Origin of the sequence: Comamonas granuli NBRC 101663 (genome assembly GCF_000739995.1) — a bacterium.
Taxonomy (GTDB): domain Bacteria; phylum Pseudomonadota; class Gammaproteobacteria; order Burkholderiales; family Burkholderiaceae_C; genus Simplicispira; species Simplicispira granuli.
Window position 1 is genome coordinate 186,600 of record NZ_BBJX01000006.1, and the last position, 25,022, is coordinate 211,621.

24 protein-coding genes are annotated in these 25,022 nt (G+C 66.5%); 17 read left to right on the top strand and 7 right to left on the bottom strand.

The features are described from left to right. Nucleotides 1-28 precede the first annotated feature (28 nt). Both CGR01S_RS08410 and CGR01S_RS08415 read right to left on the bottom strand, forming a co-directional pair. Nucleotides 29-1,651: an acyl-CoA carboxylase subunit beta gene (locus CGR01S_RS08410; RefSeq protein WP_042425136.1), complete on the bottom strand. Its 1,623-nt coding sequence runs from the start codon at nucleotides 1,649-1,651 to the stop codon at nucleotides 29-31. After that, complete coding sequence (locus CGR01S_RS08415) at nucleotides 1,648-2,550, bottom strand: SDR family oxidoreductase (protein WP_042425139.1); 903 nt, start codon at nucleotides 2,548-2,550, stop codon at nucleotides 1,648-1,650. The genes CGR01S_RS08410 and CGR01S_RS08415 overlap by 4 nt, the downstream gene beginning before the upstream one ends. 150 nt (nucleotides 2,551-2,700) lie before the next feature. Between CGR01S_RS08415 and CGR01S_RS08420 the strand changes: the two genes are divergently transcribed. Both CGR01S_RS08420 and CGR01S_RS08425 read left to right on the top strand, forming a co-directional pair. Further along, a complete protein-coding gene (locus CGR01S_RS08420) occupies nucleotides 2,701-2,997 on the top strand; it encodes an SCP2 sterol-binding domain-containing protein (protein ID WP_042425141.1) in 297 nt (98 codons plus the stop codon). A gap of 2 nt (nucleotides 2,998-2,999) precedes the next feature. Beyond that, nucleotides 3,000-3,488, top strand: coding sequence for a MerR family transcriptional regulator (locus CGR01S_RS08425; protein ID WP_052382522.1), 489 nt, complete (start codon nucleotides 3,000-3,002; stop codon nucleotides 3,486-3,488). A 30-nt stretch (nucleotides 3,489-3,518) separates the two neighbouring features. On the opposite strand, the gene CGR01S_RS08430 is transcribed toward CGR01S_RS08425, so the two are convergent. Beyond that, entirely contained in the window at nucleotides 3,519-4,175 is a 657-nt protein-coding gene (locus tag CGR01S_RS08430; RefSeq protein WP_042425144.1) for a TetR/AcrR family transcriptional regulator, read from the bottom strand. Between the two features lie 11 nt (nucleotides 4,176-4,186). Beyond that, nucleotides 4,187-5,035 (bottom strand): SDR family oxidoreductase, encoded by an 849-nt coding sequence (locus tag CGR01S_RS08435; protein WP_042425146.1) that lies wholly within the window; start codon nucleotides 5,033-5,035, stop codon nucleotides 4,187-4,189. A gap of 173 nt (nucleotides 5,036-5,208) precedes the next feature. On the opposite strand from CGR01S_RS08435, the gene CGR01S_RS08440 reads away from it, so the two are divergent. The 3 genes from CGR01S_RS08440 to CGR01S_RS08450 are packed head-to-tail and all read left to right on the top strand — an operon-like array spanning nucleotide 5,209 to nucleotide 9,087. Continuing rightward, nucleotides 5,209-6,654, top strand: coding sequence for a malonyl-CoA decarboxylase (locus CGR01S_RS08440; RefSeq protein WP_042425148.1), 1,446 nt, complete (start codon nucleotides 5,209-5,211; stop codon nucleotides 6,652-6,654). Nucleotides 6,655-6,695: 41 nt separating this feature from the next. Then, nucleotides 6,696-7,514 (top strand): enoyl-CoA hydratase/isomerase family protein, encoded by an 819-nt coding sequence (locus tag CGR01S_RS08445; protein WP_042425150.1) that lies wholly within the window; start codon nucleotides 6,696-6,698, stop codon nucleotides 7,512-7,514. Between the two features lie 7 nt (nucleotides 7,515-7,521). Next, nucleotides 7,522-9,087 (top strand): malonate--CoA ligase, encoded by a 1,566-nt coding sequence (locus CGR01S_RS08450; RefSeq protein WP_042425153.1) that lies wholly within the window; start codon nucleotides 7,522-7,524, stop codon nucleotides 9,085-9,087. A 102-nt stretch (nucleotides 9,088-9,189) separates the two neighbouring features. Here the strand turns inward: CGR01S_RS08450 and CGR01S_RS08455 are convergent, their stop codons facing one another. After that, complete coding sequence (locus CGR01S_RS08455) at nucleotides 9,190-9,633, bottom strand: universal stress protein (RefSeq protein WP_042425155.1); 444 nt, start codon at nucleotides 9,631-9,633, stop codon at nucleotides 9,190-9,192. A gap of 100 nt (nucleotides 9,634-9,733) precedes the next feature. On the opposite strand from CGR01S_RS08455, the gene CGR01S_RS08460 reads away from it, so the two are divergent. The 12 genes from CGR01S_RS08460 (at nucleotide 9,734) to CGR01S_RS08515 (ending at nucleotide 21,875) form a co-directional block, all read left to right on the top strand. Next, the gene (locus tag CGR01S_RS08460) at nucleotides 9,734-12,145 is read left to right on the top strand and encodes a heavy metal translocating P-type ATPase (protein ID WP_084690606.1); all 2,412 of its coding nucleotides are present in this window, start codon (nucleotides 9,734-9,736) and stop codon (nucleotides 12,143-12,145) included. Nucleotides 12,146-12,174: 29 nt separating this feature from the next. Beyond that, nucleotides 12,175-12,312, top strand: coding sequence for a cbb3-type cytochrome oxidase assembly protein CcoS (gene ccoS / locus CGR01S_RS08465; RefSeq protein ID WP_042425158.1), 138 nt, complete (start codon nucleotides 12,175-12,177; stop codon nucleotides 12,310-12,312). Between the two features lie 64 nt (nucleotides 12,313-12,376). Next, nucleotides 12,377-13,819 carry a cytochrome-c oxidase, cbb3-type subunit I gene (ccoN, locus tag CGR01S_RS08470; RefSeq protein ID WP_042425161.1) on the top strand — a complete coding sequence of 481 codons (1,443 nt, stop codon included), beginning with the start codon at nucleotides 12,377-12,379 and terminating at the stop codon, nucleotides 13,817-13,819. Between the two features lie 18 nt (nucleotides 13,820-13,837). Beyond that, the gene (ccoO, locus tag CGR01S_RS08475) at nucleotides 13,838-14,467 is read left to right on the top strand and encodes a cytochrome-c oxidase, cbb3-type subunit II (RefSeq protein WP_042425165.1); all 630 of its coding nucleotides are present in this window, start codon (nucleotides 13,838-13,840) and stop codon (nucleotides 14,465-14,467) included. Nucleotides 14,468-14,483: 16 nt separating this feature from the next. Beyond that, entirely contained in the window at nucleotides 14,484-14,621 is a 138-nt protein-coding gene (locus CGR01S_RS08480) for a CcoQ/FixQ family Cbb3-type cytochrome c oxidase assembly chaperone (RefSeq protein ID WP_042425168.1), read from the top strand. 24 nt (nucleotides 14,622-14,645) lie between these two features. After that, the gene (gene ccoP / locus CGR01S_RS08485) at nucleotides 14,646-15,563 is read left to right on the top strand and encodes a cytochrome-c oxidase, cbb3-type subunit III (protein WP_042425171.1); all 918 of its coding nucleotides are present in this window, start codon (nucleotides 14,646-14,648) and stop codon (nucleotides 15,561-15,563) included. 113 nt (nucleotides 15,564-15,676) lie between these two features. Next, nucleotides 15,677-17,113, top strand: a complete 1,437-nt coding sequence (gene ccoG, locus CGR01S_RS08490) for a cytochrome c oxidase accessory protein CcoG (RefSeq protein ID WP_042425174.1) — start codon at nucleotides 15,677-15,679, stop codon at nucleotides 17,111-17,113. A gap of 23 nt (nucleotides 17,114-17,136) precedes the next feature. Next, nucleotides 17,137-17,415, top strand: a complete 279-nt coding sequence (locus CGR01S_RS08495) for a FixH family protein (protein WP_042425177.1) — start codon at nucleotides 17,137-17,139, stop codon at nucleotides 17,413-17,415. Between the two features lie 39 nt (nucleotides 17,416-17,454). Next, nucleotides 17,455-17,751, top strand: coding sequence for a hypothetical protein (locus CGR01S_RS08500; RefSeq protein WP_042425180.1), 297 nt, complete (start codon nucleotides 17,455-17,457; stop codon nucleotides 17,749-17,751). An 18-nt stretch (nucleotides 17,752-17,769) separates the two neighbouring features. Continuing rightward, nucleotides 17,770-18,267: a ribonuclease E activity regulator RraA gene (gene rraA, locus CGR01S_RS08505; protein ID WP_042425183.1), complete on the top strand. Its 498-nt coding sequence runs from the start codon at nucleotides 17,770-17,772 to the stop codon at nucleotides 18,265-18,267. Between the two features lie 320 nt (nucleotides 18,268-18,587). Further along, nucleotides 18,588-19,919, top strand: a complete 1,332-nt coding sequence (gene aceA, locus CGR01S_RS08510; RefSeq protein WP_042425317.1) for an isocitrate lyase — start codon at nucleotides 18,588-18,590, stop codon at nucleotides 19,917-19,919. Between the two features lie 264 nt (nucleotides 19,920-20,183). After that, entirely contained in the window at nucleotides 20,184-21,875 is a 1,692-nt protein-coding gene (locus CGR01S_RS08515) for an AMP-binding protein (RefSeq protein WP_042425186.1), read from the top strand. 90 nt (nucleotides 21,876-21,965) lie between these two features. Here CGR01S_RS08515 and CGR01S_RS08520 read toward each other — a convergent pair whose 3' ends face one another. Further along, a complete protein-coding gene (locus CGR01S_RS08520) occupies nucleotides 21,966-23,135 on the bottom strand; it encodes an ABC transporter substrate-binding protein (protein WP_042425189.1) in 1,170 nt (389 codons plus the stop codon). 30 nt (nucleotides 23,136-23,165) lie between these two features. Then, nucleotides 23,166-25,019, bottom strand: coding sequence for an AMP-dependent synthetase/ligase (locus tag CGR01S_RS08525; protein WP_042425192.1), 1,854 nt, complete (start codon nucleotides 25,017-25,019; stop codon nucleotides 23,166-23,168). Nucleotides 25,020-25,022: the final 3 nt, after the last annotated feature.

The following is a 25,022-nucleotide window of genomic DNA, read 5'->3' on the forward strand; positions in this document are numbered from 1 at the left end:
GTGTGTGCTCCAGATTCAAGAAAGGGGGTTACATGCGGGCAATGCCGAAGGTGTTGGGGTGCAGCACGCGCGCTTGGGCCTCGCGCGCCATGGCCAGGCACTGGGCGAGCACGCTGCGGGTTTCGCGTGGGTCGATGATTCCGTCGTCCCACAGGCGCGCGGTGCCGAACAGCACGTCGGATTCAAGGTCCAGGCGGCGCTTGAGCTGCTCGCTCATGGCGCGGATGCCGGCCTCGGTGTCTTCGTTCAGCGGTATGCCCTCGCGCGCGAGCTTGCCGCGGCTGATCATCTCCATGACCATGGCGGCCTGGGCGCCGCCCATGACGGCGGTGCGTGCGCTGGGCCAGCTGAAGATGAAGTCCGGGTCGAAGCCGCGCCCGCACATGCCGTAGTTGCCCGCGCCGAACGAGCCGCCCACCACGATGGTGAACTTCGGACAGCGCGCATTGGCCACGGCCTGGATCATCTTGCTGCCGTGCTTGATGGCACCGGCGCGCTCGGCCGCGCTGCCCACCATGTAGCCCGTGGTGTTCTGCAGGAAGACCAGCGGCGTGCCGCTCTGGTCGCACAACTGGATGAACTGCGCCGCCTTGACCGAGCCGGTGGGCTGGATGGGGCCGTTGTTGGCGATGAGGCCGACCCGGTGGCCGGCGATGCGCGCATGGCCACAGACGGTGTCGCTGTCGAACGCCGCCTTGAATTCGAGGAAGTGCGAGCCATCGACGATGCGCGCGATGATCTCGCGCGCGTCGTAGGGCTCGCGCTCGTCGGCCGGCACGATGCCCAGCAGCTCCTCGGCGTCGTACAGCGGCGCGCGCACGCTGGCGTCCTGGCCCGCAGCCTCGTCCCAGGGCAGGTGGTCCAGCAGGTCGCGGGCGATGGCGATGGCGTGCGCGTCGTTCTCGGCCAGGTACTCGCCCAGGCCGGTCACGCGGGCGTGCAGGTCGCTGCCGCCCAGTTCGTCGTCGGTGGTGTCCTCGCCAATGGCGGCCTTCACCAGGGGCGGGCCGGCCAGGTAGATGCTGGAGCGGTCCTTCACCAGCACCACATAGTCCGACAGGCCCGGCAGGTAGGCGCCACCGGCCGTGGACGAACCGTGCACCACGGCGATCTGCGGAATGCCCGCGGCCGACAGGCGCGCCTGGTTGGCAAAGCTGCGCCCGCCGTCCACGAAGATGTCGGCCTGGTACATCAGGTTGGCGCCGCCCGATTCGACCAGCGACACCAGCGGCAGCTTGTTCTGCAGCGCAATCGCCTGGGCGCGCAGGCCTTTCTTCAGGCCCATGGGCGCCACGGTGCCGCCCTTGACGGCGCTGTCGCTGGCGGAGATCAGCACGCGCTTGCCCGCCACCTGGCCAATGCCCACGATGGAGCCGCCGCCGAGCACGGCCTTCTTGCCGTCGTCGTCGTGCATGCCCAGGCCCGCCAGGGCGGAGAGCTCCAGGAAGTGGCTCCCCCGGTCGAGCAGGCGCGCCACGCGCTCGCGCGGCAGCAACTGGCCCTTCTTCTCGAACTTGTCCTGCTTGGAGGCGGATTCCGCCACCACCTTGCCCTGCAGGGCCTGCACCTGCGCCAGCCGCTCGGCCATGCGCTCGTGGTTGCGGCGGTAGGCGTCGGAGCGTGGGTCGATCTGGGAACGGATCTGCGTCATGGCTTGAGCACCTCCGGCGTCTGCGCGCGGTGAAAACCCTCGAACGGCTGGGCGCGCTGGTGTTCCAGGATGGGGAACAGCGGGGTTTGCAGCGAAGCCGCGCCGTCGATCTGCAGCGTCACCCCGGTGATGAAGGCCGCGCCGGGGCTCAGCAGAAAGACGATGGCGGCGCTGACCTCGGCCTCGGTGGCCAGGCGCTGCAGAGGCACATGCTTGCGCAACTGCGGGATCAGCGCCTTCACGGCGCCGCCATAGCTGTCCATGCCCGAGGAAGCCACCCAGCCGGGCGCCACCGCGTTCACGCGCACGCCGCTGCTGGCCCACTCGAAGGCGGCGCTCATGGTCAGGTTGCTCATGCCCGCGCGCGCCGCGCCCGTGTGCGCCATGCCGGGCATGCCGTTCCTGAAGTCCGCCGTCATGTTGACGATGGCGCCGCCATGCGCCTGCATGCTGTGCAGGTACACCTCGCGCATCATCAGAAAGCCGCCCGTGAGGTTGTTGCTCACCACGGCCTCGAAGCCGCGCTTGCTGATGGCCTGCAGCGGCGACGGGAACTGCCCGCCCGCGTTGTTGACCAGGCCGTCGATGCGGCCCACCTGCTGCACCATGGCCGCCACGCCCGCTTTGACGGCGTCCTCGTCGCGGATGTCGAAGGCGGTGGTCTCGCACAGGCCGCCGTCTTCGCGGATTTCCTGCGCCACGCGGTCGAGTTTTTCCTGGGTGCGGCCGCTGATGACCACGCGCGCGCCCAGCGACGCCAGTTCATGGGCCACGCAGCGGCCGATGCCGCTGCCGCCGCCGGTCACCCAGACGGTACGGCCCGCGAACAGGTCTGGACGGAACACGCTCTGGTAGCGCGCGGGTGCGCTGCCCTGGGAAGGGGTGCTACTTGGATTCATGGAGAAAGAACGGATCGGTGAGGGTGACGAATTAGAGGCTATGGTGACGTTAACGTCAACTAAATGTCTTATTGGTATTTTCCCTGAGATATGCGGTATGGCATTGCCTTATGATGCGCTCCGTTCTTTCACATCCCCTCAAGGAAAACCATGAATCTCCAGGAATGCACCGAAACCATCCGCGGCAAAGTGGGTGAGGACAGCGGTCTCAACGCCGTGCTCAAGTTCGACTGCGGCAGCGACGGCCTGATCGTCATCGACGGTGTCTCCACCCCCAACAGCGTGAGCAACGAGGACCGCGAGGCCGACTGCACCGTGGCCATCACGCTGGAGAACCTCAACGCCCTGCTCACGGGCGCGCTCAACCCCGTCACGGGCTTCATGAGCGGCAAGTTCAAGGTCAGCGGCGACATGGGCGTCGCCATGAAGCTGCAGAAGGTGGTCTGAACATGGCGCAGGGCCGCACCCCCGAGGCTGCCGAGCGGCAGGCGGCTGCCACGGAGGCTGCCCGCCAGGCCCTGGCCGACCACATGTCGGACGACAAGACCTCCGAGCTCTTTGGCGTCACCGAACTGTGCAAGGCCTTCGACGTCACGCCGCGCACCCTGCGCTTCTATGAAGACAAGGGCTTGCTGAGCCCGCGCCGCATCAACGGCACGCGCGTCTACAGCCGCCGGGACCGCGCGCGCCTGGCGCTGATCCTGCGAGCCAAGGTCATAGGCTCCTCGCTCGCCGAGATCAAGCAGTACCTCGACATGTACGGCCAGGCCGGCGAAGGCCGCCAGCAGCAGCTGCGCTACGTGCTGCAGCGCACCGATGCCGCCATTGCCGAGCTGGAGCAAAAACGTGCGCACATTGAAAGCAGCCTGGTCGAGCTGCGCATCATCAACGACAACGTGCGCCGCAACCTGGGCTTGCCGGCGGTCGAATCCTCCTGAGCGGCGCCGCGCCGGCCGCGCGGGGGCCTCTCAGCCCGGGCTACGGGCGCCCGGGGCGGCCTCGGGGCGGGCCAGCGCACTCCAGATGATGTGCGTGAGCCTGTCCGCCAGGGCGGCGCGCTCCTCGCGCGGGCTCAGCTCGCTGAGCATCTGGCAGAAGCTGCGCTCTATGGTCCAGGCCAGCATGGGCGCCAGCCCGGCAGGCGCAGCCGGGTGTGCGGCACCCTGCCGTTCGAGCTGCTCCAGCGTGCGCTGGATCTCGCGGGTGCGCTGGTCCATGAACTCGGCAAACACCGCCTGCACCTGCGGGTCGTAGGCAGCCACCTCGTTCATGGCCCAGATGGCGTGCCGGTGCTGGAACAGGATGTCCACCACCTCGCGCATGAAGACCTGGAACTCGGTGCGCCCGTAGGCGCCGGCCTTCTTGAGCCGGCTGCGCGCTGCCGCCTTGAGCTCGCCCTGCACCGCCTGCATGGCGTGGCTGACGAGCTGCCCCTTGTTGCGAAAGTGCAGGTAGAACGTGGCGCGCGCCACGCCGGCCTCGCGTGCGAGCTGTTCGACGCTGATGGCCGTGAAGCTCTCGCCGCGCGCAAGCAGGCGCTCGAAGGCCTCGACCAGCCGGTCCACGGCGGCAGGCGGGGCGTCGCTGGGCTCGCGGCCGCGCCGGGTGATGGATGTGGTGCGCACGGAGCGCGCTCCTAGACGATGGCCTGCGGATGGTGCCCGGGCTGCACGAACAGGTCGAACGCCAGCGGCGTGTCGCCGGGCTCGCAGCGGTAGGGGCGCAGGTCGCGCATGCCGGCTGCGACCAGCACCTCCTCGTCCACGCAGTGCCGGCCCGTGAAGGAGGTGCTCGGCTGGGTGAGGATGTGCCAGGCAGCGTCCGCCATGATCTCGGGCGTGCGGCTCACGGCGCGTGCCTGCGTGCCCGCGATGTGGCGCACGGCGGCGGTGTCGATGTAGGTCTTGGGCCAGAGCGTGTTGAAGGCGATGCGCTCGCGCCGGAATTCTTCCGCCATGGCCATGGCGTAGAGGCTCATCGAATACTTGGCCAGCGCGTAGGCCGGGTAGGGCGCGAACCACTCGGGCTTGAATTCGAGCGGCGGCGCCAGGTTGAGCACATGCGGGTTGGCCGCCTTCATCAGGTGCGGAATGCAGGCGCGGCTGACCAGGAAGGTGCCCCGGGCGTTGATGTTCTGCATCAGGTCCAACCGCTTGGGCTCGGTCTGCAGCGTGCCCGTGAGGTGGATGGCCGAGGCGTTGTTGATGCAGATGTCGATGCCGCCGAAGCGCTCCACGGTGCGCGCGACGGCCGCGTCGATCTGCTGTGCGTCGCGGATGTCGCAGACCAGTGGCAGCGCCTGGCCGCCCGCGGCCTCGATCTCGGCCGCCGCCGTGTGGATGGTGCCCGGCAGCGTGGGGTGCGGCTCGGTGGTCTTGGCCGCAATGGCCACGTTGGCGCCATCGCGCGCTGCGCGCAGCGCGATCGCGAGGCCGATGCCGCGCGAGCCGCCGCTGATGAACAGGGTCTTGCCGTGGAGGGACATGGATTTCCTTTCGGGGTGGCTCCGGGGCTGGAGCCTGGCGGGACGACTGTACCGAAACAATGACAAATCGTCTAGACAGTATGTCTATTTCGTCTGCCGCGCCTGTGCTCACGCACAATGGCCAATAATTTCGCCTGAGTTCCCGGCCTCTCTACGTCCTCGCTGTCCCGCCCATGACCACCGCCCCCGAATGGATCGCCCGCAGTGTCTCGCGCCTGCGCGGTTCCCGTGCCGTTGACGGCGCGCCGCCCGCCGCCCCGGCGGCCAAGCCCGAGGAGGTGCGCAGCACGCACGAGCGCCTGCAGGCCACGCTCAAGCGCGGCACCGAGGCGCTCGCCCCGCGCGCGCTGCGCCGCCTGCTGGCCGATCTGCAGGGCGTGGTCGATGCGCGCGTGAGCGACGTGGAGGCTGGCGCGCGCGCCCAGGACATTGCCCGCTGGTACGCCCAGGCCGGGCCGGCCGAGCGGCACGACATGTGGCTGCTGATGAGCGAGCAGTTCGCCCCCGATGCCGCCCGCTTTGCCGCTGCGCGCCAGCGCTACGAGGCCGCCGCGGGCACGCCGCAAGAGGGCCAGGCCGAGATCCACCTGCGCCGCGCGCTGGTGTCGCCGCGCAAGCGCCTGCTCCAGCGCTTTGCCGTGTTTGCCGGGGGCATGCGCTTCCTGGTCGATCTGCGCGCCGAGCTGCTGGCCGCCCTCAAGGCCGACCCGCGCCTGCTCGCGCTCGACGCCGAGCTCGAGCAGTTGTTCTCCACCTGGTTCGACGTGGCCTTCCTGGAACTGCGCCGCCTCTCCTGGGACTCGCCCGCCTCGCTGCTGGAGAAGCTCATCCAGTACGAGGCCGTGCACGACATCCGCAGCTGGGCCGACCTGAAGAACCGCCTGGACAGCGACCGGCGCTGCTATGGCTTCTTCCATCCCAGCCTGCCGAACGAGCCCCTGATCTTCGTGGAGGTGGCGCTGCTCGACCGCCTGTCCGCCAGCATCACGCCGCTGCTGGACGAAACCGCCGCGCCCGTGGACATCCAGCGCGCCACCACTGCCGTCTTCTATTCCATCAGCAGCACGCAGACGGGCCTGCGCGGCGTGAGCTTCGGCGATTCGCTCATCAAGCACGTGGTGGAGACGCTCAAGCAGGAGTTTCCGCGCCTGCGCCAGTTCGCCACGCTCTCGCCCCTCCCGGGCCTGCGCGCCTGGCTGGGCAAGAACGCGGGCGCGCTGCTCGAAGGCCTGGACGAGCGCCAGCGCGCCGAACTGGGCCGCGCCCTGGGCCAGGAGCCGCCCAAGGCCACGCAGTTGCTGGCCGCCTTCGACAAGGCCCAGGCGCTGGACGAGCGCGCGCCCGTGCGCCAGATGCTGCTGCGCTGCGCTGCGCACTACCTGGTGCACGCGCTGCAGGACGGCAAGCCCGTGGACCCGGTGGCGCGCTTTCACCTGGGCAATGGCGCGCGCGTGGAGCGGATCAACTGGGCGGCCGATCCGTCGGCCAAGGGGCACAAGCAGTCCTACGGACTGATGGTGAATTATTTGTACGATCTCAAGCGCATCGACAAGCACCGCAGCATGCTGGCGGCCGGCCAGGTGGCGGCAGCGCGCGAGATCGAGGGCCTGTGCCGCTGACGCGGCGGCCCGGCAGCAACGGCCAAGGGGGAATCCAGGACATGACAGCAGAAGTGGTGGCGGCGCCAGCCGCCGCAGAAGCCGGCGCAGCCGGCGTGGTGGTGGTGACCTTGCGCCACACCGGGCGGCTCAACGCCATGTCGCGCGCCATGTGGCGCCAGTTGCGCTCTGTTTTCGAGAGCATTCAGCGCAATCCTGAAGCGCGCTGCGTGCTCATTGAAGGCGAGGGCGGTGCGTTCTGCGCGGGCGGCGACATCTCGGAATACCCGGCCTTCCGTTTCGATGCGGCGCAGTTGCGCGACTTCCATGAGAACGACGTCTGGGGCGGCCTCTCGGCCATGCTGGCCTGCGACGTGCCCATCGTTGCGCGCATCGACGGTGCCTGCATGGGCGCGGGCGTGGAGATCGCCAGTTGCTGCGACATCCGCATCGCCGCCACCGGCGCGCGCTTTGGCGCGCCCATCGCGCGCCTGGGCTTCCCCATGGCGCCGCGCGAGGCACAGCTCGTGGCGGGCGCCGTGGGTGAGCTGACCGCGCGCCAGATGCTGCTCGAAGCCGCCACCTTCGCCGCGCCCGACATGCTGGCGCGCGGCTTTCTGAGCCGCGTGGTGCCCGACGAACGCCTGGACGCCGAGGCCCTGGGGACCGCCCAGCGCGTGGCCGCCCTGGCGCCGCAGGCGGCGCGCCTGAACAAGCAGACACTTCGGGCATTGAAAGTGCCTCCAGCCCTTGATGTACAAGCGCAAGCAGCTATCGAAAGCATAGTACATGGCGCCACGGACCCCTACGCCTACGCCGACAGCGCCGAGCACCGCGAGGGCATCAACGCCTTCCTCGCCAAACGTCCCCCCGCCTTCTGAACTTGCCATGACCGCCAACCCCCGCAACGACAGCCTGTTCGCCGCCCTGCGCGCGGCCTTCCCCGCCGACCTGGACGCCACCGCCATCGAAACCACGGCGCCCGATGGCACGCCGCTGTACTACACCTGGCGCGACATCGACCGCGCCAGCAGCCGCATCGCCAACCTGCTGGCCTCGCTCGGCTTGCCGGGCGGCAGCCGCGTGGCGGTGCAGGTGGAAAAATCGGTCGAGGCCCTGCTGCTGTACCTGGCCACGCTGCGCGCGGGCTATGTCTTTTTGCCGCTCAACACGGCCTACCAGAGCGCCGAGATCGAATACTTCATCGGCAACGCCGAACCTGCGGTGGTGGTGTGCACGCCGGGCAACTTTGGCTGGGTGTCGAAGATCGCCTTCACGGCGGGCACGCGCCATGTCTTCACGCTGGGCGAGAGCCGCGACGGCAGCCTGCTGGAGCGCGCCGTGCACCATGCCGACACGCACGAGGTGGCGCGCAAGGGCGCGGACGATGTGGCCGCCATTCTCTACACCAGCGGCACCACGGGCCGCAGCAAGGGGGCGATGCTCACGCACGGCAACCTGCTGTCCAACGCGGTGGTGCTCAATGACTACTGGGGCTGGCGCCAGGGCGACGTGCTGATCCACGCGCTGCCCATCTTCCATGTGCACGGGCTGTTCGTGGCCATCCACGCGGCGCTGCTGGGCGGCAGCAAGATGATCTGGCTGGCGAAGTTCGACCCCCAGGCCGTGATCGCCGCGCTGCCGCGCGCCACGGTGTTCATGGGCGTGCCCACGCTGTACGTGCGCATGCTGGGCGAGGGTGCGCTCACGCGCGATGCGGCCCGCCACATGCGCCTGTTCATCTCGGGTTCGGCACCGCTGCTCATCGAGACCTTCCGCGACTGGCAGGAGCGCACGGGCCACACCATCCTGGAGCGCTACGGCATGAGCGAGACCATCATGCTCACCTCCAACCCCTATGCGGCGGATGCGCGCCATGGCGGCCAGGACGAGCGCCGTGGCGGCACCGTGGGCTTCCCGCTGCCCGGCGTGGGCCTGCGCGTGGTGGGGGACGACGGCAAAGTCTTGCCCGTGGGCGAGACCGGCCACATCCAGGTGCGCGGCGCCAATGTGTTCCAGGGCTACTGGCGCATGCCCGAGAAGACGGCCGAGGAGTTCACGCAGGACGGCTGGTTCAAGACCGGCGACGTGGGCGTGGTGGACGAGCGCGGCTACGTGCGCATCGTCGGCCGCAGCAAGGACCTGATCATCAGCGGCGGCTACAACGTCTATCCGGCCGAGGTCGAGGCCACCATCAACGAGCTGCCCGGCGTGGCCGAGAGCGCGCTGGTGGGTGTGCCGCACCCTGATTTTGGCGAGGTGGGCGTGGCGGTGCTCATCGCCAAACCGGGCGCCGTGCTGCAGCCCGAGGCCATCGTGGCCGCGCTGAAAGCGCGGCTGGCCAATTTCAAGATTCCCAAGAAGTGTTTCGTGGTGCCGGAGCTGCCGCGCAACGCCATGGGCAAGGTGCAGAAGAACCTGCTGCGCGCGCAGTACCAGGGCCTGTTCGCCTGACAGCGCGCCGCCGCCGCCGGCGCGGTCCAGACGGTTCTTCAGGTTTGAATGCTATATTTTTTATAGCTGCCAGCGCTTGCTGATAGGGCGCTGGAGCCATTTTTATCTGAAAACCAGCACCGGGATGTGCGAGTGCGTGAGCACATGCTGCGTCTCGCTGCCCAGCAGCAGGCGCTTGATGCCCTTGCGCCCGTGCGAGGCCATGACGATCATGTCGCACTTGTGCTTCTTGGCGGCGGCGATCACGGCCTCGGCGATCAGGTCGGACTTGGCGACCACGGCCTTGACGCTCACGTCCTGCTTCAGCCCCAGCTCCTTGACCGCATCGACTTCGGCCTGGGCAGCGTCGGTCCACTGCTTTTCGATGCGGCGGATGTCGCTGGCGTCCACCGGCATCCCGCCCTCGAAGTAGCTGCGCGGATAGCGCGGCACGACCTTGAGCGCCACCACGCTGGCGCCGCATTGGGTGGCCAGGGCCAAGCCGTTCTTCACCGCCTTGTTGGAGAGCGCGGAACCGTCGGTGGCGATCAGGATGCGTTGGTACATGGCAGTTTCCTTGCTGAAAAGCTTGATTAAAGTAAAAACAAGCTGTTTTGAGTTGACGATGGTCAAATAATCGGGAATTCAAAATAGGTAAGCTTGCGCGATGTCAAAGAAATCCGTTGCGGCACCGGATAGGGCCACGGATGGTCCGCAGGCCGTCACGCCGACCGAGGCGGTCGACGAGACCCTGCTCGACGATCCCCAGGAATGGCCCTCGTTCGGTCGTGCCTGCGCCCCGGCGGATGGCGGGGGTGCGCCTGCAGGCGCCTGGGAGTCGCATGTCGTCATCCAGGGCATGCACTGCGCCGCCTGCGCGCTCACCGTCGAGGAGGCGCTGCGCAGCGTCCCCGGCGTGCGCAGCGCCGAGGTCAGCGCCGCCAGCCAGCGCGCCCGCGTGGTCTGGCAGCCCGGGCAGACCCTGCCCTCGCACTGGATGGCAGCACTGCGTCGCGCGGGCTACCGCGCCTTGCCGGCGCTCGATGCCCATGCCCGCGGCGCGCGCCAGCGCGAGAACCGCCAGGCCCTGTGGCGCTGGCTGGTGGCCGGCTTTTGCATGATGCAGGTCATGATGTACGCATGGCCCGCCTACGTGGCCGACCCGGGCGACCTGTCCATGGAAATGGAGCGCCTGCTGCGCTGGGCCTCCTGGGTCATCAGCCTGCCGGTGGTGTTCTTTGCCTGCGGTCCATTCTTCTCCAATGCGCTGCGCGACATCCGCCAGCGCAGCGTCAGCATGGACCTGCCCGTGGCCCTGGGCATGGCCATCACCTTTGCCGTGAGCACGGCCGGCACCTTCGAGCCCGAGGGCGTGTTCGGCCGCGAGGTCTATTTCGACTCGCTCACCATGTTCGTCTTCTTCCTGCTCACCGGCCGCTGGCTGGAGCTGCGCCTGCGCGACCGCACCGCCGGGGCGCTGGAGGCCGTGCTCAACCGCCTGCCCGACAGCGTGCTGCGCCGCCAGGCCGATGGCGCCTTCGAGCGCGTGGCGGTGCGCCGCCTGCAGCCCGGCGATGTGGTGCGCGTGCTGCCGGGCGAGGCCTTTGCGGCCGATGGCCAGGTGCTCGAAGGCCACACCCTGGCGGACGAGGCCCTGCTCACCGGCGAATCCACCCCCGTGCGGCGCGGCCCTGGCACCCGCGTGGTGGCGGGCAGCTACAACCTGCAGGCGCCCGTGCTCGTGCAGGTGCAGGGTGTGGGCCAGGACACGCGCTTCGCCCAGATCGTCGCCCTCATGGAGAGCGCGGCCACGCAAAAGCCCCGCCTGGCCCAGCTCGCCGACCGCATCGCGCGGCCCTTCCTCGTGCTCGTGCTGCTGGCCGCGCTGCTCGCCGCTGCCTGGTGGTGGCCCACCGATCCGGCGCATGCCCTCATGGTGGCCGTGGCCGTGCTCGTCGTGACCTGCCCCTGTGCGCTGTCGCTGGCCACGCCGGTGGCCATGCTCTCTGCCGCGGGTGCGCTGGCGCGCAGCGGCGTGCTGGTGCGCAACCTGCAGGCGCTCGAATCGCTCTCGCAGGTCGATACCGTGGTGTTCGACAAGACCGGCACCCTCACGCGCGACGGCATGGCCGTGCAGGCCCTGCAACCCGCGGCTGCGGGGCAGGAGCGCCAGGTGCTGGGCATGGCTGCGGCGCTGGCCCAGCATTCGCTGCACCCGGCCTCGCGCGCCATCCTGCGCCTGGCCCAGGAGCAGGGCGTGCAGGGCGAGTGGGTCGCGCAGGACGTGCAGGAAGAGCCGGGGCGCGGCCTGCGTGCCCAGGTGTGGCAGGCCGACGGCACGGGCCCCGCCTGGACCCTGCGCCTGGGCTCCGCGCGCCACGCCGGGCTGGATGCAGGCGCCGCGCCGGCGGATGGGCCGCAGGTGTTTCTGGCTGCGACCGATGGGCAGGGCACGGCGCGCGAGCTGGCGCGCTTCGCCCTGGCGGAGGACGTGCGTGCGCAAACCCCGCAGGCGGTGGCGGCCCTGCGCAGCGCCGGGCTTGATGTGCATCTGCTGTCGGGCGACCGCAGCGCAGCCGTGCAGCGCCTGGCCGGGCAGGCCGGCATTGCCCACTGGCAGGGCGACTGCTCCCCGGACGACAAGCTGCGCGCCCTGCGCGCCCTGCAGGCGCAGGGGCGCCGCGTGGCCATGGTGGGCGACGGGCTCAACGACGGCCCGGTGCTGGCGGCGGCCCATGCCTCCTTCGCCTTCGGGCGCTCCGTGCCCCTGGCGCAGGCGCGCGCCGACTTCGTCGTGCCCGGCGAAGACCTCGGCCAGGTGGTGCGCGCAATAGCCCTCGCCCGGCAGGCACTAAAGGTTGTGCGACAGAATTTATGGTGGGCTGCCGCGTACAACGCGGCTTGCGTTCCGCTGGCCATTGCGGGTTACATGCCTGCCTGGCTGGCCGGACTGGGAATGGCGCTGAGTTCGCTGCTGGTGATCCTCAACGCCGCGCGCCTGTCGGTCACCCCGCAGGGCGCCGCCGCTCTGCTGCCGGCGTCGGTACGCATCCTGCACAGCCCCGCCATATCGGCCTGAAGCGCGCAACCATACAAGGACATGGCTGAATGGACATCCTGTATCTCTTGATTCCGCTGTCGGTGGCCCTGGTGCTGCTGATCCTGCTCGGCCTCTGGTGGGCCGTGCATGGGGGACAGTTCGAGAATGTCGAGCAGGAGGGAGAGCGCATTCTTCGCGACGGTTGACCGAGGTCAAAAAAGCACTACTAATAATAAGGTTATTATTTCCGGGCATTTCAAGAGGTAAGCGATGGATTCCATAGCAAAAACAAACGCTGCGCACTACAACGACACGGTCGTGCGGCAGTTTTCGATCATGGCCGTAGTCTGGGGGGTGGTGGGCATGCTCGTGGGCGTGTTCATTGCCGCGCAGCTTGCCTGGCCGGAACTCAACTTCGGCATCCCCTGGCTCAGCTACGGGCGCCTGCGGCCGCTGCACACCAATGCGGTGATCTTCGCCTTCGGCGGCAGCGCGCTCATCGGCACGAGCTACTACGTGGTGCAGCGCACCTGCCAGGTGCGCCTGTTCGGCGGTCCGCTGGTGGGCTTCACCTTCTGGGGTTGGCAGTTGGTCATCGTGGCCGCGGCCATTTCCCTGCCGCTGGGCTTCACCACGGGCAAGGAATACGCTGAGCTCGAGTGGCCCATCGACATCCTGATCACCCTGGTCTGGGTGGCCTATGCCATCGTGTTCTTCGGCACCATCGGTGTGCGCAAGGTCAAGCACATCTATGTCGCCAACTGGTTCTATGGCGGCTTCATTCTGGCCATCGCGCTGCTGCACGTGGTCAACAGCGCCGAGGTTCCCGCGGGCTGGATGAAGAGCTACTCGGCCTACGCCGGCGTGCAGGATGCCATGGTGCAGTGGTGGTACGGCCACAATGCCGTGGGCTTCTTCCTGACCGCAGGCTTCCTGGGCATGATGTACTACTTCATCCCCAAGCAGGCCGGCCGCCCGGTGTACAGCTACCGCCTGTCCATCGTGCACTTCTGGGCGCTGATCTTCACCTACATGTGGGCCGGCCCGCACCACCTGCACTACACGGCGCTGCCCGACTGGACGCAGTCCGTGGGCATGGTGTTCTCCCTGGTGCTGCTCGCCCCGAGCTGGGGCGGCATGATCAACGGCATGATGACGCTCTCGGGCGCCTGGCACAAGCTGCGCGATGACCCCATCCTGCGCTTCCTGATCGTGTCGCTGTCGTTCTACGGCATGTCCACGTTCGAAGGTCCGATGATGTCTATCAAGACCGTCAACGCGCTGTCGCACTACACCGACTGGACCGTGGGCCACGTGCACTCCGGCGCCCTGGGCTGGGTGGGTCTGATTACCATGGGTTCGCTGTACTACCTGGTGCCGCGCCTGTTCGGCCGCGAAAAAATGCATTCCATCAAGGCCATCGAGCTGCACTTCTGGCTGGCCACCATCGGCATCGTGCTCTACATCGCCGCCATGTGGATTGCCGGCGTCATGCAGGGCCTGATGTGGCGCGCCGTCAACGCCGATGGCACGCTGACCTACACCTTCGTCGAGAGCGTCAAGGCGACCTATCCCTTCTACGTGATCCGCGTGCTGGGTGGCCTGCTGTATCTGACCGGCATGATCATCATGGCCTGGAACGTCTGGATGACGGCGATTTCCGGCCGCTCGGTCAAGGTGGCCATCCCCGCCGTCAAGCCTTCCCACGCCTGAGATAGCGAGGAAACATTCATGTCACAGAATACCCGCGAAGCAACCGGCTTCAGCCACGAGAAGATCGAGACCAACAACTTCCTGATGATCGTCCTCATCGTCCTGGTGGTGGCGGTCGGCGGTCTGGTCGAGATCGTGCCCTTGTTCTTCCAGCGTTCGACGACCGAGCCGGTCAAGGGCGTGGAGCCTTACGCTGCGTTGCCGTTGATGGGGCGCGACATCTACCTGCGCGAAGGCTGCTACAACTGCCACTCGCAGATGATCCGTCCCTTCCGCGCCGAGACGCTGCGCTATGGCCATTACTCCGTCGCCGGCGAGTTCGTCTATGACCACCCCTTCCAGTGGGGCAGCAAGCGTACCGGTCCGGACCTGCACCGCGTGGGCGGCAAGTACAGCGACGAGTGGCACCGCATCCACCTCAACAACCCGCGTGACGTGGTGCCCGAGTCCAACATGCCTGCCTACCCCTGGCTGGAGAAAAACCAGGTCGATGCCTCGGCCGTCGCTCCGCGCATGAAGGCGCTGCGCACCGTGGGCGTGCCCTACACCGACGAGCAAATCGCCGCCGCCGCTGGCGAAGTCAAGGGCAAGACCGAAATGGAGGCACTCATCGCCTACCTGCAGGTGATGGGCCGCGCCCTCAAGTAAGACTCGGGAGGCCATCATGGATGTCACCACGATGCGCATCGTCGTCACGCTGCTCTCGTTTGGCTGCTTTGTCGGCATCGCCCTCTGGGCCTATGCACGCAGCAACCGGGAGCGGTTTGAAGAGGCCGCGCAGCTCCCTTTCGAACAAGACTGACCACTACCAGAATGAGAACAAACCATGAGTGATTTCACCAGCAATTTCTGGTCGTTGTACGTGGCCGGAATCACCGTCGTAGGCATCATTGCCTGCCTGCTTCTGCTCATCATCACGGCACGCAAGAAGGTGGAGGCGACCGCCGACAACACCACGGGCCACGTCTGGGACGGCGACCTGACGGAGATGAACAACCCCATGCCCCGTTGGTGGATGTGGCTGTTCGTCATCACCATCGTCTTCGCCCTGGGCTACCTGGCCCTCTACCCGGGCCTGGGCAATTTTGCGGGCAAGCTCGGCTGGTCGCAGGTGGGTGAGTACCAGCGCGAGATGGACAAGGGCAATGCCGAGATCGAACCCGTGTATGCCCGCTTTGCTGCGATGAAGACCGAGGAGATCGCTGGCGATCCCCAGGCCATGGCCATCGGCGAGCGCCTGTTCATGAACAACTGCGCGCAATGCCATGGCTCCGATGCGCGCGGCAGCAAGGGCTTCCCCAATCTGACCGACAACGACTGGCTGTACGGCGGCTCGCCCGCGAAGATCAGCGAAACCCTGCACCAGGGCCGCGTGGGCGTGATGCCGCCCATGGGCGCAGCCGTGGGCACGGGCGAGGACGTGCGCAATCTCGCGCAATACGTGCTGAGCCTCTCGGGCAGCCCGCACGACTCGCTGCGTGCATCGCTGGGCAAGCCGCTGTTCGCTGCCTGCGCAGCCTGCCACGGCCCGGATGGCAAGGGCAACCAGGACATGGGCGCCCCCAACCTGACGGACGACACCTGGCTGCATGGCTGGGGCGAGGCTGCCATCACGGCCATGATCAATAATGGCAAGACCAACGAAATGCCTGCCCAGGCGGGTAAGCTGACGGAAGCACAGCTCAATGTGCTGACGGCCTATGTGTGGGGACTCTCGCACAAGGCAGGTGCTGCGGCGCGCTGAGGCCGCAGGCACCGACGGCCGGGCGAAGGGGTTGTGCAGACCTTTCACCCGCCGATTGTTTCCAGGACGCGGCCTTTGGGCCGCGTTCGCAACTGCATGATGAGCACTGCACCATGAACACCCCCAGCGGGAAGCCCCGCAAGGTCATCCCCATCGCCCCTGCCGACTCCCAGGGAGACATCGTCTCGCTGTACGAGGCGCAGAAAAAGGTCTACCCCCGCTCCATCACCGGCCTGTTCTCGCGCTGGCGCTGGGCCATGGTGTTTCTCACGCAGTTGGTGTTTTATGGCCTGCCCTGGCTGCAGTGGGGCGAACGCCAGATGGTGCTGTTCGACCTGGGCGCCCGGCGCTTCTACATCTTCGGGCTGGTGCTCTACCCGCAGGATTTCATCTATCTCACGGCGCTGCTCATCATTTCGGCCCTGGCCCTGTTCCTGTTCACGGCAGTCGCGGGGCGCTTGTGGTGCGGCTTCGCCTGTCCGCAAACGGTGTACACCGAAATCTTCATGTGGATAGAGCACAAGGTCGAGGGTGACCGCAGTGCCCGTCTGCGCCTGGACGGCAGTCCCTGGACCGTCGAGAAGATCGGGAAGAAATCGCTCAAGCAGTTCCTCTGGATCGCCGTTTCACTCTGGACGGGCTTTACCTTCGTGGGCTTTTTCGTGCCCATCCGCCAGCTCGGCGGGGAGCTTCTGGCTCTGCAGGGGTCCTGGCAGATTTTCTGGGTGCTGTTCTACGGTTTCGCCACCTATGGCAATGCCGGCTTCCTGCGGGAGCAGGTATGCAAATACATGTGCCCGTACGCGCGCTTCCAGAGCGCGATGTTTGACCGCGACACCCTCATCGTCACCTACGATGCCGGGCGCGGCGAGCCGCGCGGCCCGCGCACCAAGGCGGTGGACTACAAGGCCAAGGGCCTGGGCGACTGCATCGACTGCACGCTGTGCGTGCAGGTATGCCCCGTGGGCATCGACATCCGCAACGGCCTGCAGTACGAGTGCATAGGCTGCGGGCTGTGCGTCGATGCCTGTGACACGGTGATGGACAAGATGCACTATCCGCGCGGGCTGATCCGCTTCTCCACACAGAACGGTGTGCAGCATGGCTGGAGCAAATTGCAGATGCTCAAGCGCGTGCTGCGTCCGCGCGTGCTCATCTACACCGGCGTCCTGGTGGCGCTGTCCGTGGGCATGCTTGCCAGCCTGATGGTGCGCACGCCTTTCAAGGTCGATGTGGTGCGCGACCGCGCCGCGCTCTCGCGCATCGTGGCCGGCGGCAAACTGGAGAATATCTACCGCCTGCAGATCATGAATGCAACCGAGGCGCCGCAGCACTACCGCATTGCGGCGCGCGGCCTCGATGGCCTGGAACTCGTCTCCGAGCCTGAGTTTCAAATCGAGGCGGCCCAGTCGCGCTGGGTGGTGGTGCAACTGCACATCCCCTACGGCAGCGCGACCGAGGGCTCGCACCCCGTGCAATTCGACGTCCTGGCGGTGGAGACCGGCAAACAGGTCAGCGAAAAATCCGTGTTCCTGGTGCCGCGCCAGTAAGCACTTCTCCCTGGAGTCTCCTCATGTCCGAGAAATTGCCCCTCCCCGAGCAGCACAGCGGCCCCTGGTGGAAATACGGCTATGTCTGGCTGATCGTTTCCGGTCCGCTGGCGGTGATCCTGGCAGCGGTGGTCACCCTGTGGTTCATCCTGCGCACGCCCGATCCGGTGATCGCCGAGGACTACTACCGGCGCGGGGTGGACATCAACAAGACGCTGGAGGATACGTCCGACCCAACCCTTCCGCCCGCCCTCAAGGGTCGCAATCACGCCGCCACACCCGTGCAGGACCGTCCCCGCTGAGAACCGGCGGCCAGCATACCCAACAAGGAGACAACACCCATGTGGAGCCAACGCCTGATGTGGATCGCCTGGCCAGCCTTTCTGGTGGCCGGTGCGCTGGAAATGGTGGTATTCGCCCTCATCGATCCGCAAGACCTGCACTGGTTCGGGGGACAGTCCATCGCCTGGACCCGCGAAGCCATCTACACTGCCGCTTTCTTCGTGTTCTGGTTCGCCACCATGGCATCGAGCGCCCTGACCACCTTGCTGGCCCAGTCGCCCTTCGAGGTCAACCGCTGCCCGGTCCCGGTGGGCGAACGGCCGGACGAGTGCCGCAAGCTGACGCCTCACCACTGATCCTTTTTTGCCCGCACCATGAGTTCCACCTCCTTCAGCACCTGCGATTTCTGTGACCAGCACAAGGCCGATGCGACGGGCGCGTTCCGTGTGTTGCCGCCGGTGTTCGCCAGCTACGGGGCGCGTGCCTGCTTTGCGGGACCGGTGAGCACCGTCAAGTGCCATGAAGACAACACCCTCGTCAAGGCGGCGGTGGAGTCGCCCGGTGAAGGCCGCGTGCTGGTGGTGGACGGCGGCGGTTCGCTGCGCAGGGCGCTGGTGGGGGGCAATCTCGCGGCAGCTGCGGCCCGCAATGGCTGGGCCGGCATCGTGGTGGACGGCTGCGTGCGCGACGCGGCCGAACTGGCCGCCGCAGAGATCGGTATCCGCGCCCTGGGCCTCATGCCCTTGCCCACGGAGAAGCGCAACGAGGGCCAGCGCGACGTGGTGGTGCTGGTGCAGGGCGTGCGCATCCAGCCGGGCGACTGGCTGTATGCCGACGCCGACGGCATCGTCGTCAGCAGCACTCCCCTGTGACCCGCACGCGGCGCCTGGCGCCGCGACTCCCATCGGCCTGCTGGCAGCCGGTGGACGTACAGCGGCCTGCGCATTTCACAGTGCAGCGCATTGATCTCGCATCATGAAATCGCGTGACCGGTCGCGCGATCGATGCATTCCGCCAAAGAAAACATCATTTCATCTTGCGAAAAAAAACCGCAAGTGCTTGATTTTTCGTTTGAAAAACATGTCTTGTATAAGACATAAGATATTGCGCAAGTCTTATAGAAGACTTAAAGTACAGCCATGGATCGCTGCGTGCGAACCGGGATTTTTTTCAATGAACCGATGGAGTGAACATGCCTGATTCCCTGAACCGTCAACTGAGCCGTGAACAGCAGATTGCAGCCCTGGAAAAAGACTGGGCGGAAAACCCCCGCTGGAAGCTGGTCAAGCGCGGCTACTCCGCAGCCGACGTCGTGCGTCTGCGCGGCAGCCTGCAGCCCGAGTACACCCTGGCCCAGCGTGGTGCGGAAAAGCTGTGGGAGAAGGTCAACGGTGGTGCGAAGAAGGGCTACGTGAACGCCTTCGGCGCCATCACCGCTGGTCAGGCCATGCAGCAGGCCAAGGCAGGCCTGGAAGCCGTGTACCTGTCGGGCTGGCAGGTCGCCGCCGACGGCAACACCTCCGAGACCATGTACCCCGACCAGTCGCTCTACGCCTACGACTCGGTCCCCACCATGGTGCGCCGCATCAACAACACCTTCAAGCGCGCTGACGAAATCCAGTGGAGCCGCGGCATCAACCCCGGCGACGAAGGCTTCATCGACTACTTCCTGCCCATCGTCGCTGACGCCGAGGCCGGTTTTGGCGGTGTGCTCAACGCCTTCGAACTGATGAAGAACATGATCGCCGCTGGCGCTGCCGGCGTGCACTTCGAAGACCAACTGGCTGCCGTGAAGAAGTGCGGCCACATGGGTGGCAAGGTGCTGGTGCCCACGCAGGAAGCCGTTGAAAAGCTGATCGCTGCCCGCTTCGCCGCTGACGTGATGGGCGTGCCCACCATCGTGTTGGCCCGTACCGACGCCGAGGCTGCCAACCTGATCACCTCCGACCACGACGCCAACGACAAGCCCTTCCTGACCGGCGAGCGCACGCAAGAAGGCTTCTACCGCGTCAAGAACGGCCTGGAGCAGGCCATCAGCCGCGGCGTGGCCTACGCCCCCTACGCCGACCTGGTGTGGTGTGAAACCGGCGTGCCCGACATCGGCTTTGCCCGCGAGTTCGCGCAGGCCGTGCACGCTGCCTGCCCCGGCAAGCTGCTGTCCTACAACTGCTCGCCTTCCTTCAACTGGAAGAAGAACCTCAACGACAGCCAGATCGCTTCCTTCCAGGAAGAGCTGTCGGCACTGGGCTACAAGTACCAGTTCATCACGCTGGCCGGCATCCACGTCAACTGGTTCAACACCTTCCAGTTCGCCCACGCCTACGCCCGCGGCGAAGGCATGAAGCACTACGTGAACATGGTGCAAGAGCCTGAGTTCGCAGCACGTGAGAAGGGCTACACCTTCGTGTCGCACCAGCAGGAAGTGGGCGCAGGCTACTTCGACGACGTGACCACCGTGATCCAGGGCGGTTCTTCCAGCGTGAAGGCCCTGACCGGCTCCACCGAAGAAGAGCAGTTCCACTGATCGCAGACCTGCCCGGCTCTCCGCAGGAGGGCCGGTGCGCGGGCCACGCCAACCACCTGGTGCCTCGCCGTGCCAGGTGGTTTTTTCATGCGTGCGTCCGAATCGCGCCAGACGTGGCAAAGATGGCACGGGCCTGCAATGGGGGTAAATCGCTAGGGCCTGGCATGCGCCGGGGGCCGGGAATCCATGTGGCCGTCCCTATACTGGAAACAAGATGTCACCTATTTGACAGTCCGCCCAACCCTCGAAAGGAGATTGATCCCAATGAGCTCCGTAGCATCCGACTCGCTGGCACTGCAGCGCCTGTACCACTGGGAGGCGACAGCGCCTACGCGCGTTGCATTGACGCAGCCCATGGGTGGAGGTGCCGTGAAGGATTACACCTGGGCCGAGGTTGCCGACCAGGTGCGGCGCATGGCCGCCTACCTCCAGGCCCAGGGCTGGGAGCCCGGCTCGCGCGTGGCCATCCTCTCCAAGAACTGCTCCTGGTGGCTGATGAGCGACCTGGCCATCTGGATGGCGGGCTACGTGTCGGTGCCGCTGTACCCCACGCTGTCGCATGACACGGTGCACCAGATCCTTACGCACAGCGAGGCCAAGGCCTGTTTCATCGGCAAGCTCGATGGCTGGGAAGGCATGAAGCCCGGTGTGCCCGAGGGCCTGCCCTGCCTGAGCTACCCGCTCTCGCCCGACGATGCCATCCGCAACTACGAGGGCTGGGACGCCATCATCGCGCGCACGGCGCCGCTGCAGGGCCAGCCGGTGCGCGCAGCCGACGAACTGGCGACATTGATCTACACCTCGGGCACCACGGGCAAACCCAAGGGCGTGATGCACAGCTTCGGCAATTTCGCCTGGGCGCTGCAGGCGGGGATAGAGCGCATTCCCATGAACGAGCATGACCGCATGCTCTCCTACCTGCCGCTGGCGCACGTGGTCGAGCGCGTGCTGGTCGAGCACGGCTGGCTGCGCACGGGCATGCGCGTGTGGTTTGCCGAGTCGCTCGACACCTTTGCCGCCGATCTGCAGCGCGCCCGGCCCACCATCTTTTTCTCGGTGCCGCGCCTGTGGGTCAAGTTCCAGCAAGGCATCAACCACAAGATGCCCGACCAGAAGCTGCAGCGCCTGCTCTCCCTGCCGCTCATCGGCGGCCTGGTGCGGCGCAAGGTGCAAAAGGCCCTGGGCCTGGACCAGTGCCGCATCGCTGCCGGCGGCGCGGCCCCCATGCCTCTGGCCTTGCTGCAGTGGTACAGCCGGCTCGGGCTGCACATCAACGAAGGCTATGGCATGACCGAGAACCTGGCGGTCTCGCACCTCACCATTCCGGGGCGCAACCAGCAGGGCAGCGTGGGGCCGACCTACCGCGGAGTGGAGCACCGCATCGACCCGCAGACGGGCGAAATCCAGATGCGCAGCCCGGCACTCATGCTCGGGTACTACAAGGAGCCCGAGCAAAGCCGTGCGTCCTTCACGGACGACGGCTGGCTCAAGACCGGTGACAAGGGACGCATCGACGCCGAGGGCTGCCTGCACATCACGGGCCGCGTCAAGGACCTGTTCAAGACAGCCAAGGGCAAGTACGTGGCGCCCGCTCCCATCGAGGACCGGCTGGGTGCGCACGAGGCCATCGAGGCCTGCGTGGTCACGGGCGCCAACCTGGGGCAGCCCGTGGGCATCGTTATGCTGGGGGCCGAGGTGGCCGCACGCATGGCCGATGCCCGCGAGCGCAGCGCCCTCGAGGCCTCGCTCGCGCAGCACCTCAAGGCGGTGAATGCGCCGCTGGACCCGCACGAGCAGTTGCAGTGCATCGTGGTCGTGACCAAGCCCTGGACGGTGGACAATGACATGATCACCCCGACCTTCAAGGTCAAGCGCAACCGCATCGAGGACGTGTACGCCAGGTACTACGAGCGCTGGGAAAGCACGGGCAAGAAGGTCATCTGGCACAGCGATTGAGCGCCGCCAGCGACCCATGAAAAAAACGCCCGGCATGGCCGGGCGTTTTGCTGGGCGCTTGCCGCCCGCGAACGGGCGGCCCCCCCTCCCTTATTCGGTGATGTAGTTCGATACGATGGTCCAGCGGCCGTCATGCAGTTGCGACAGGCGCGACTGGTTGTTGCCCAGGCGCTTTTGCGGGCCGAATTTCTGCGGTGCGCTGCCGAAGATGTCGCGCGGGATTTCCATGGTGTCCATGGCCTTGATGAAGTTCTCGGTGTTCAGGTTGGGGCCGGTCTTCTGCGCGGCGCGGATGAAGGAATCAATCGCCAGGTAGCCGTAGACCGAGAACACGGCGGGATCTTCGTTGAAGGCCGTCTTGTACTTGTTGGCCCAGAAGCGGATGGGCTGTGAAGCGTCGTCCAGGTAGGGGTTTTGCACCGTCATGGTGGCGTACAGCCCGTCCATGGCCTTGCCGCCGAGCTTGTGGATCAGGTCGGTGTAGGCCGCGCTCGAGGCCACGAACACCGGGTTGTAGCCGAGCTTGCGCGCCGTGCCGATGGCGCCGATGGTCTCGCGGATGATGGTCCCCAACACCACCATGTCGCACTCGGATGCCTTGAGCTTGGCCACTTGCGAGGAGAAATCGGTGGCGCCGCGCTTGAAGGTGGTCTTCTCGGTCATGGTCACGCCCATGGCCTTGAGGCCGTCCTCGGCGCCACGCTGTACCTCCAGGCCGAACTCATCGTCCTGGTACAGGGAACAGATCTTCTTGGACCCCTTCTCGCGCGCCAGCTTGGGCACGGCCGCCTTCATCTGGTCGTAGTAGGTGGCGGCAAAGGCGTACTTGAGCTTGTGGAAGGGCTCGTACATTTCGCGCGCAGCCGTCACGGGGAAGAAGTTGATCACGTTCTTCTCGAACTGCACGGGCATGGCGGCGAGGTTTTGCGCCGTGCCGATGTGGCCCACCATCATGAAGATCTTGTCCTGGTTGACGAGCTTCTGGGCGGCGAGCACGGCCTTCTTCGGATCGTAGCCCGAGTCCTCGACCAGCAGCTTGATCTTGCGGCCGTTCACGCCGCCCTGCTCGTTGGCTTCGTTCACGCGCAGAATCATGCCGTTGCGCACCTGCTTGCCGAAGCCGGCCAGGGGGCCGGAGAGGTCCTGGATGGAACCCAGGGTGATTTCCGTCTTGCTCACGCCCTGGCTTTCCTGGGCGAGCAGGGCAGGGGAGGCCAGCGCCGCGGCGCATGCCAGGGCGGTCAGGGTCTTGAATTGCATGTCATGTCTCCTTTGTTGGAATGAACGGGCTCAATACATGGCATCGATTTGCGCCGCGTACTTCTTCTCCACCAGCTTGCGCTTGAGCTTCATGGTCGGGGTGAGTTCTTCGTCCTCGGCCGTGAGTTGGGTGTCGAGCAGGAAGAATTTCTTGATCTGCTCGACGCGGGCGAACTTCTGGTTCACCCGGTCGATTTCGCTCTGGATCAATTCTTGCACTTCAGGCGCGCGCGTCAAACTGGCGTAATTACTGAAGGGTATGTCCGCATCCTGGGCGAATTTCTCCACGTTCTCCTGGTCGATCATGATGATGACCGTGAGGTAGGGGCGCTTGTCGCCGATGACCACGGCGTCGGTGATGTAGGGCGAGAACTTGAGCTCGTTCTCCAGTTCGCTGGGCGTGATGTTCTTGCCGCCCGCGGTGATGATGATGTCCTTCATGCGGTCGGTGATGCGGAAGAACCCCTCGTCGTCGACCACGCCCACGTCCCCCGTGTGCAGCCAGCCTTCGGCATCGATGGCTTCGGCCGTCTTGTCGGGCAGATTGAGGTAGCCCATGAACACGTTCGGGCCGCGCACCAGGATCTCGCCTGTGGCGGGGTCGATCCGCACCTCGTTGAAGCTGGTGGCCGGACCGATGGAGCCCGGCTTGATGCGCTGGGGCGTCATGCCCGTGGATGCGCCGCAGGTCTCGGTCATGCCCCAGACCTCCAGCATGGGCACGCCCAACGCCAGGTACCACTTGACCAGCTCGGGCGAAATGGGCGCTGCACCCGTGACCAGAAAGCGCGCACGGTGGATGCCGATGAGCTTGCGCGTGTTGTTCAGGGCGAGCCAGCGCGCCAGCGTGAAGCGCAGCTTGAGGCCGGCGCCCACCGCCTCGCCGGCAATCACCTTCTCGGCGATCTGCATGCCCACGCCAATGCTCCAGGCGTAGGCGGCGCGCTGCAGGGGGCTGGACTCCTTGAGGGCAATCATCACGCCGGAATAGAACTTCTCCCAGACGCGCGGCACGGCCGTGAACGTCGTGGGTGCGATCTCGCGCACGTTCTCGGGGATGGTCTCCGGGTTCTCGACGAAATTGAGCTTGGCGCCGGTGAACAGCGCGAAGTACTCGCCGCCCATGCGCTCGGCAATGTGACACAGCGGCAGGAAGCACATGCGCTCGTCCGTGTCGTCCTGCGCGATCAGGGTATTGAAGCCGCGCATGGTGTAGACCAGCCCCTGGTGGCTGTGCATGGCCCCCTTGGGCTTGCCCGTGGTGCCCGAGGTGTAGACCAGGATGGCCAGGTCCGCGGGCTGGCAGGCGGCGCTGCTGCGCTCCACGCAGTCGGGGTGCTGCTGCAGGTGGCTGCGGCCCAGGGCGCGCAGCGCGTCCAGCGACAGCACGCCCGGGTCGTCGAGCTCGCGCAGCCCCTTCATGTCGAACACGATGATCTTGTGCAGCAGCGGGAGCTGCGCGCGCACCTCCAGCGCCTTGTCGAGCTGCTCGTCGTCCTCGACGAACAGCACGCGCGTGGATGAGTCCTCGCACAGGTACTGCACCTGCGACGCCGCGTCGGTGGGGTAGATACCGTTGGAGACGCCGCAGCAACTGAGCACGGCCAGATCGGCCCACACCCATTCGACCACGGTATTGGCCAGGATGGAGGCCGTGTGGCCGCGCTCAAAGCCCAGGGCCTGCAGGCCGGCGGCGATCTCGCGCACGGCCGCGCCGGTCTGCTGCCAGGTCCAGCTCTGCCAGATGCCCAGCTTCTTCTGCCGCAGCCAGACCTTGGGGCCGCGCTTTTGCACCGCGTTCCAGAACAGGGCGGGAACGGTCTCGCCGGCCACCGCATCGGCGCGGCCGGGCTGGATATGGCTCAGATCCCAGAGATTGCTCATTGC

Bases quoted from the DNA above. Each gene is read 5' to 3' on its own strand.
- ccoS (WP_042425158.1), top strand. From the start codon at position 12,175: ATGGACATCCTGTATCTCTTGATTCCGCTGTCGGTGGCCCTGGTGCTG.
- CGR01S_RS08410 (WP_042425136.1), bottom strand. From the start codon at position 1,651: ATGACGCAGATCCGTTCCCAGATCGACCCACGCTCCGACGCCTACCGC.
- CGR01S_RS08445 (WP_042425150.1), top strand. From the start codon at position 6,696: ATGACAGCAGAAGTGGTGGCGGCGCCAGCCGCCGCAGAAGCCGGCGCA.
- ccoP (WP_042425171.1), top strand. From the start codon at position 14,646: ATGAGTGATTTCACCAGCAATTTCTGGTCGTTGTACGTGGCCGGAATC.
- CGR01S_RS08415 (WP_042425139.1), bottom strand. From the start codon at position 2,550: ATGAATCCAAGTAGCACCCCTTCCCAGGGCAGCGCACCCGCGCGCTAC.
- CGR01S_RS08500 (WP_042425180.1), top strand. From the start codon at position 17,455: ATGTGGAGCCAACGCCTGATGTGGATCGCCTGGCCAGCCTTTCTGGTG.
- CGR01S_RS08450 (WP_042425153.1), top strand. From the start codon at position 7,522: ATGACCGCCAACCCCCGCAACGACAGCCTGTTCGCCGCCCTGCGCGCG.
- ccoO (WP_042425165.1), top strand. From the start codon at position 13,838: ATGTCACAGAATACCCGCGAAGCAACCGGCTTCAGCCACGAGAAGATC.
- CGR01S_RS08435 (WP_042425146.1), bottom strand. From the start codon at position 5,035: ATGTCCCTCCACGGCAAGACCCTGTTCATCAGCGGCGGCTCGCGCGGC.
- CGR01S_RS08495 (WP_042425177.1), top strand. From the start codon at position 17,137: ATGTCCGAGAAATTGCCCCTCCCCGAGCAGCACAGCGGCCCCTGGTGG.
- aceA (WP_042425317.1), top strand. From the start codon at position 18,588: ATGCCTGATTCCCTGAACCGTCAACTGAGCCGTGAACAGCAGATTGCA.
- CGR01S_RS08440 (WP_042425148.1), top strand. From the start codon at position 5,209: ATGACCACCGCCCCCGAATGGATCGCCCGCAGTGTCTCGCGCCTGCGC.
- CGR01S_RS08480 (WP_042425168.1), top strand. From the start codon at position 14,484: ATGGATGTCACCACGATGCGCATCGTCGTCACGCTGCTCTCGTTTGGC.
- CGR01S_RS08455 (WP_042425155.1), bottom strand. From the start codon at position 9,633: ATGTACCAACGCATCCTGATCGCCACCGACGGTTCCGCGCTCTCCAAC.
- ccoG (WP_042425174.1), top strand. From the start codon at position 15,677: ATGAACACCCCCAGCGGGAAGCCCCGCAAGGTCATCCCCATCGCCCCT.
- CGR01S_RS08460 (WP_084690606.1), top strand. From the start codon at position 9,734: ATGTCAAAGAAATCCGTTGCGGCACCGGATAGGGCCACGGATGGTCCG.
- rraA (WP_042425183.1), top strand. From the start codon at position 17,770: ATGAGTTCCACCTCCTTCAGCACCTGCGATTTCTGTGACCAGCACAAG.
- CGR01S_RS08525 (WP_042425192.1), bottom strand. From the start codon at position 25,019: ATGAGCAATCTCTGGGATCTGAGCCATATCCAGCCCGGCCGCGCCGAT.
- CGR01S_RS08520 (WP_042425189.1), bottom strand. From the start codon at position 23,135: ATGCAATTCAAGACCCTGACCGCCCTGGCATGCGCCGCGGCGCTGGCC.
- CGR01S_RS08425 (WP_052382522.1), top strand. From the start codon at position 3,000: ATGGCGCAGGGCCGCACCCCCGAGGCTGCCGAGCGGCAGGCGGCTGCC.
- CGR01S_RS08515 (WP_042425186.1), top strand. From the start codon at position 20,184: ATGAGCTCCGTAGCATCCGACTCGCTGGCACTGCAGCGCCTGTACCAC.
- CGR01S_RS08420 (WP_042425141.1), top strand. From the start codon at position 2,701: ATGAATCTCCAGGAATGCACCGAAACCATCCGCGGCAAAGTGGGTGAG.
- ccoN (WP_042425161.1), top strand. From the start codon at position 12,377: ATGGATTCCATAGCAAAAACAAACGCTGCGCACTACAACGACACGGTC.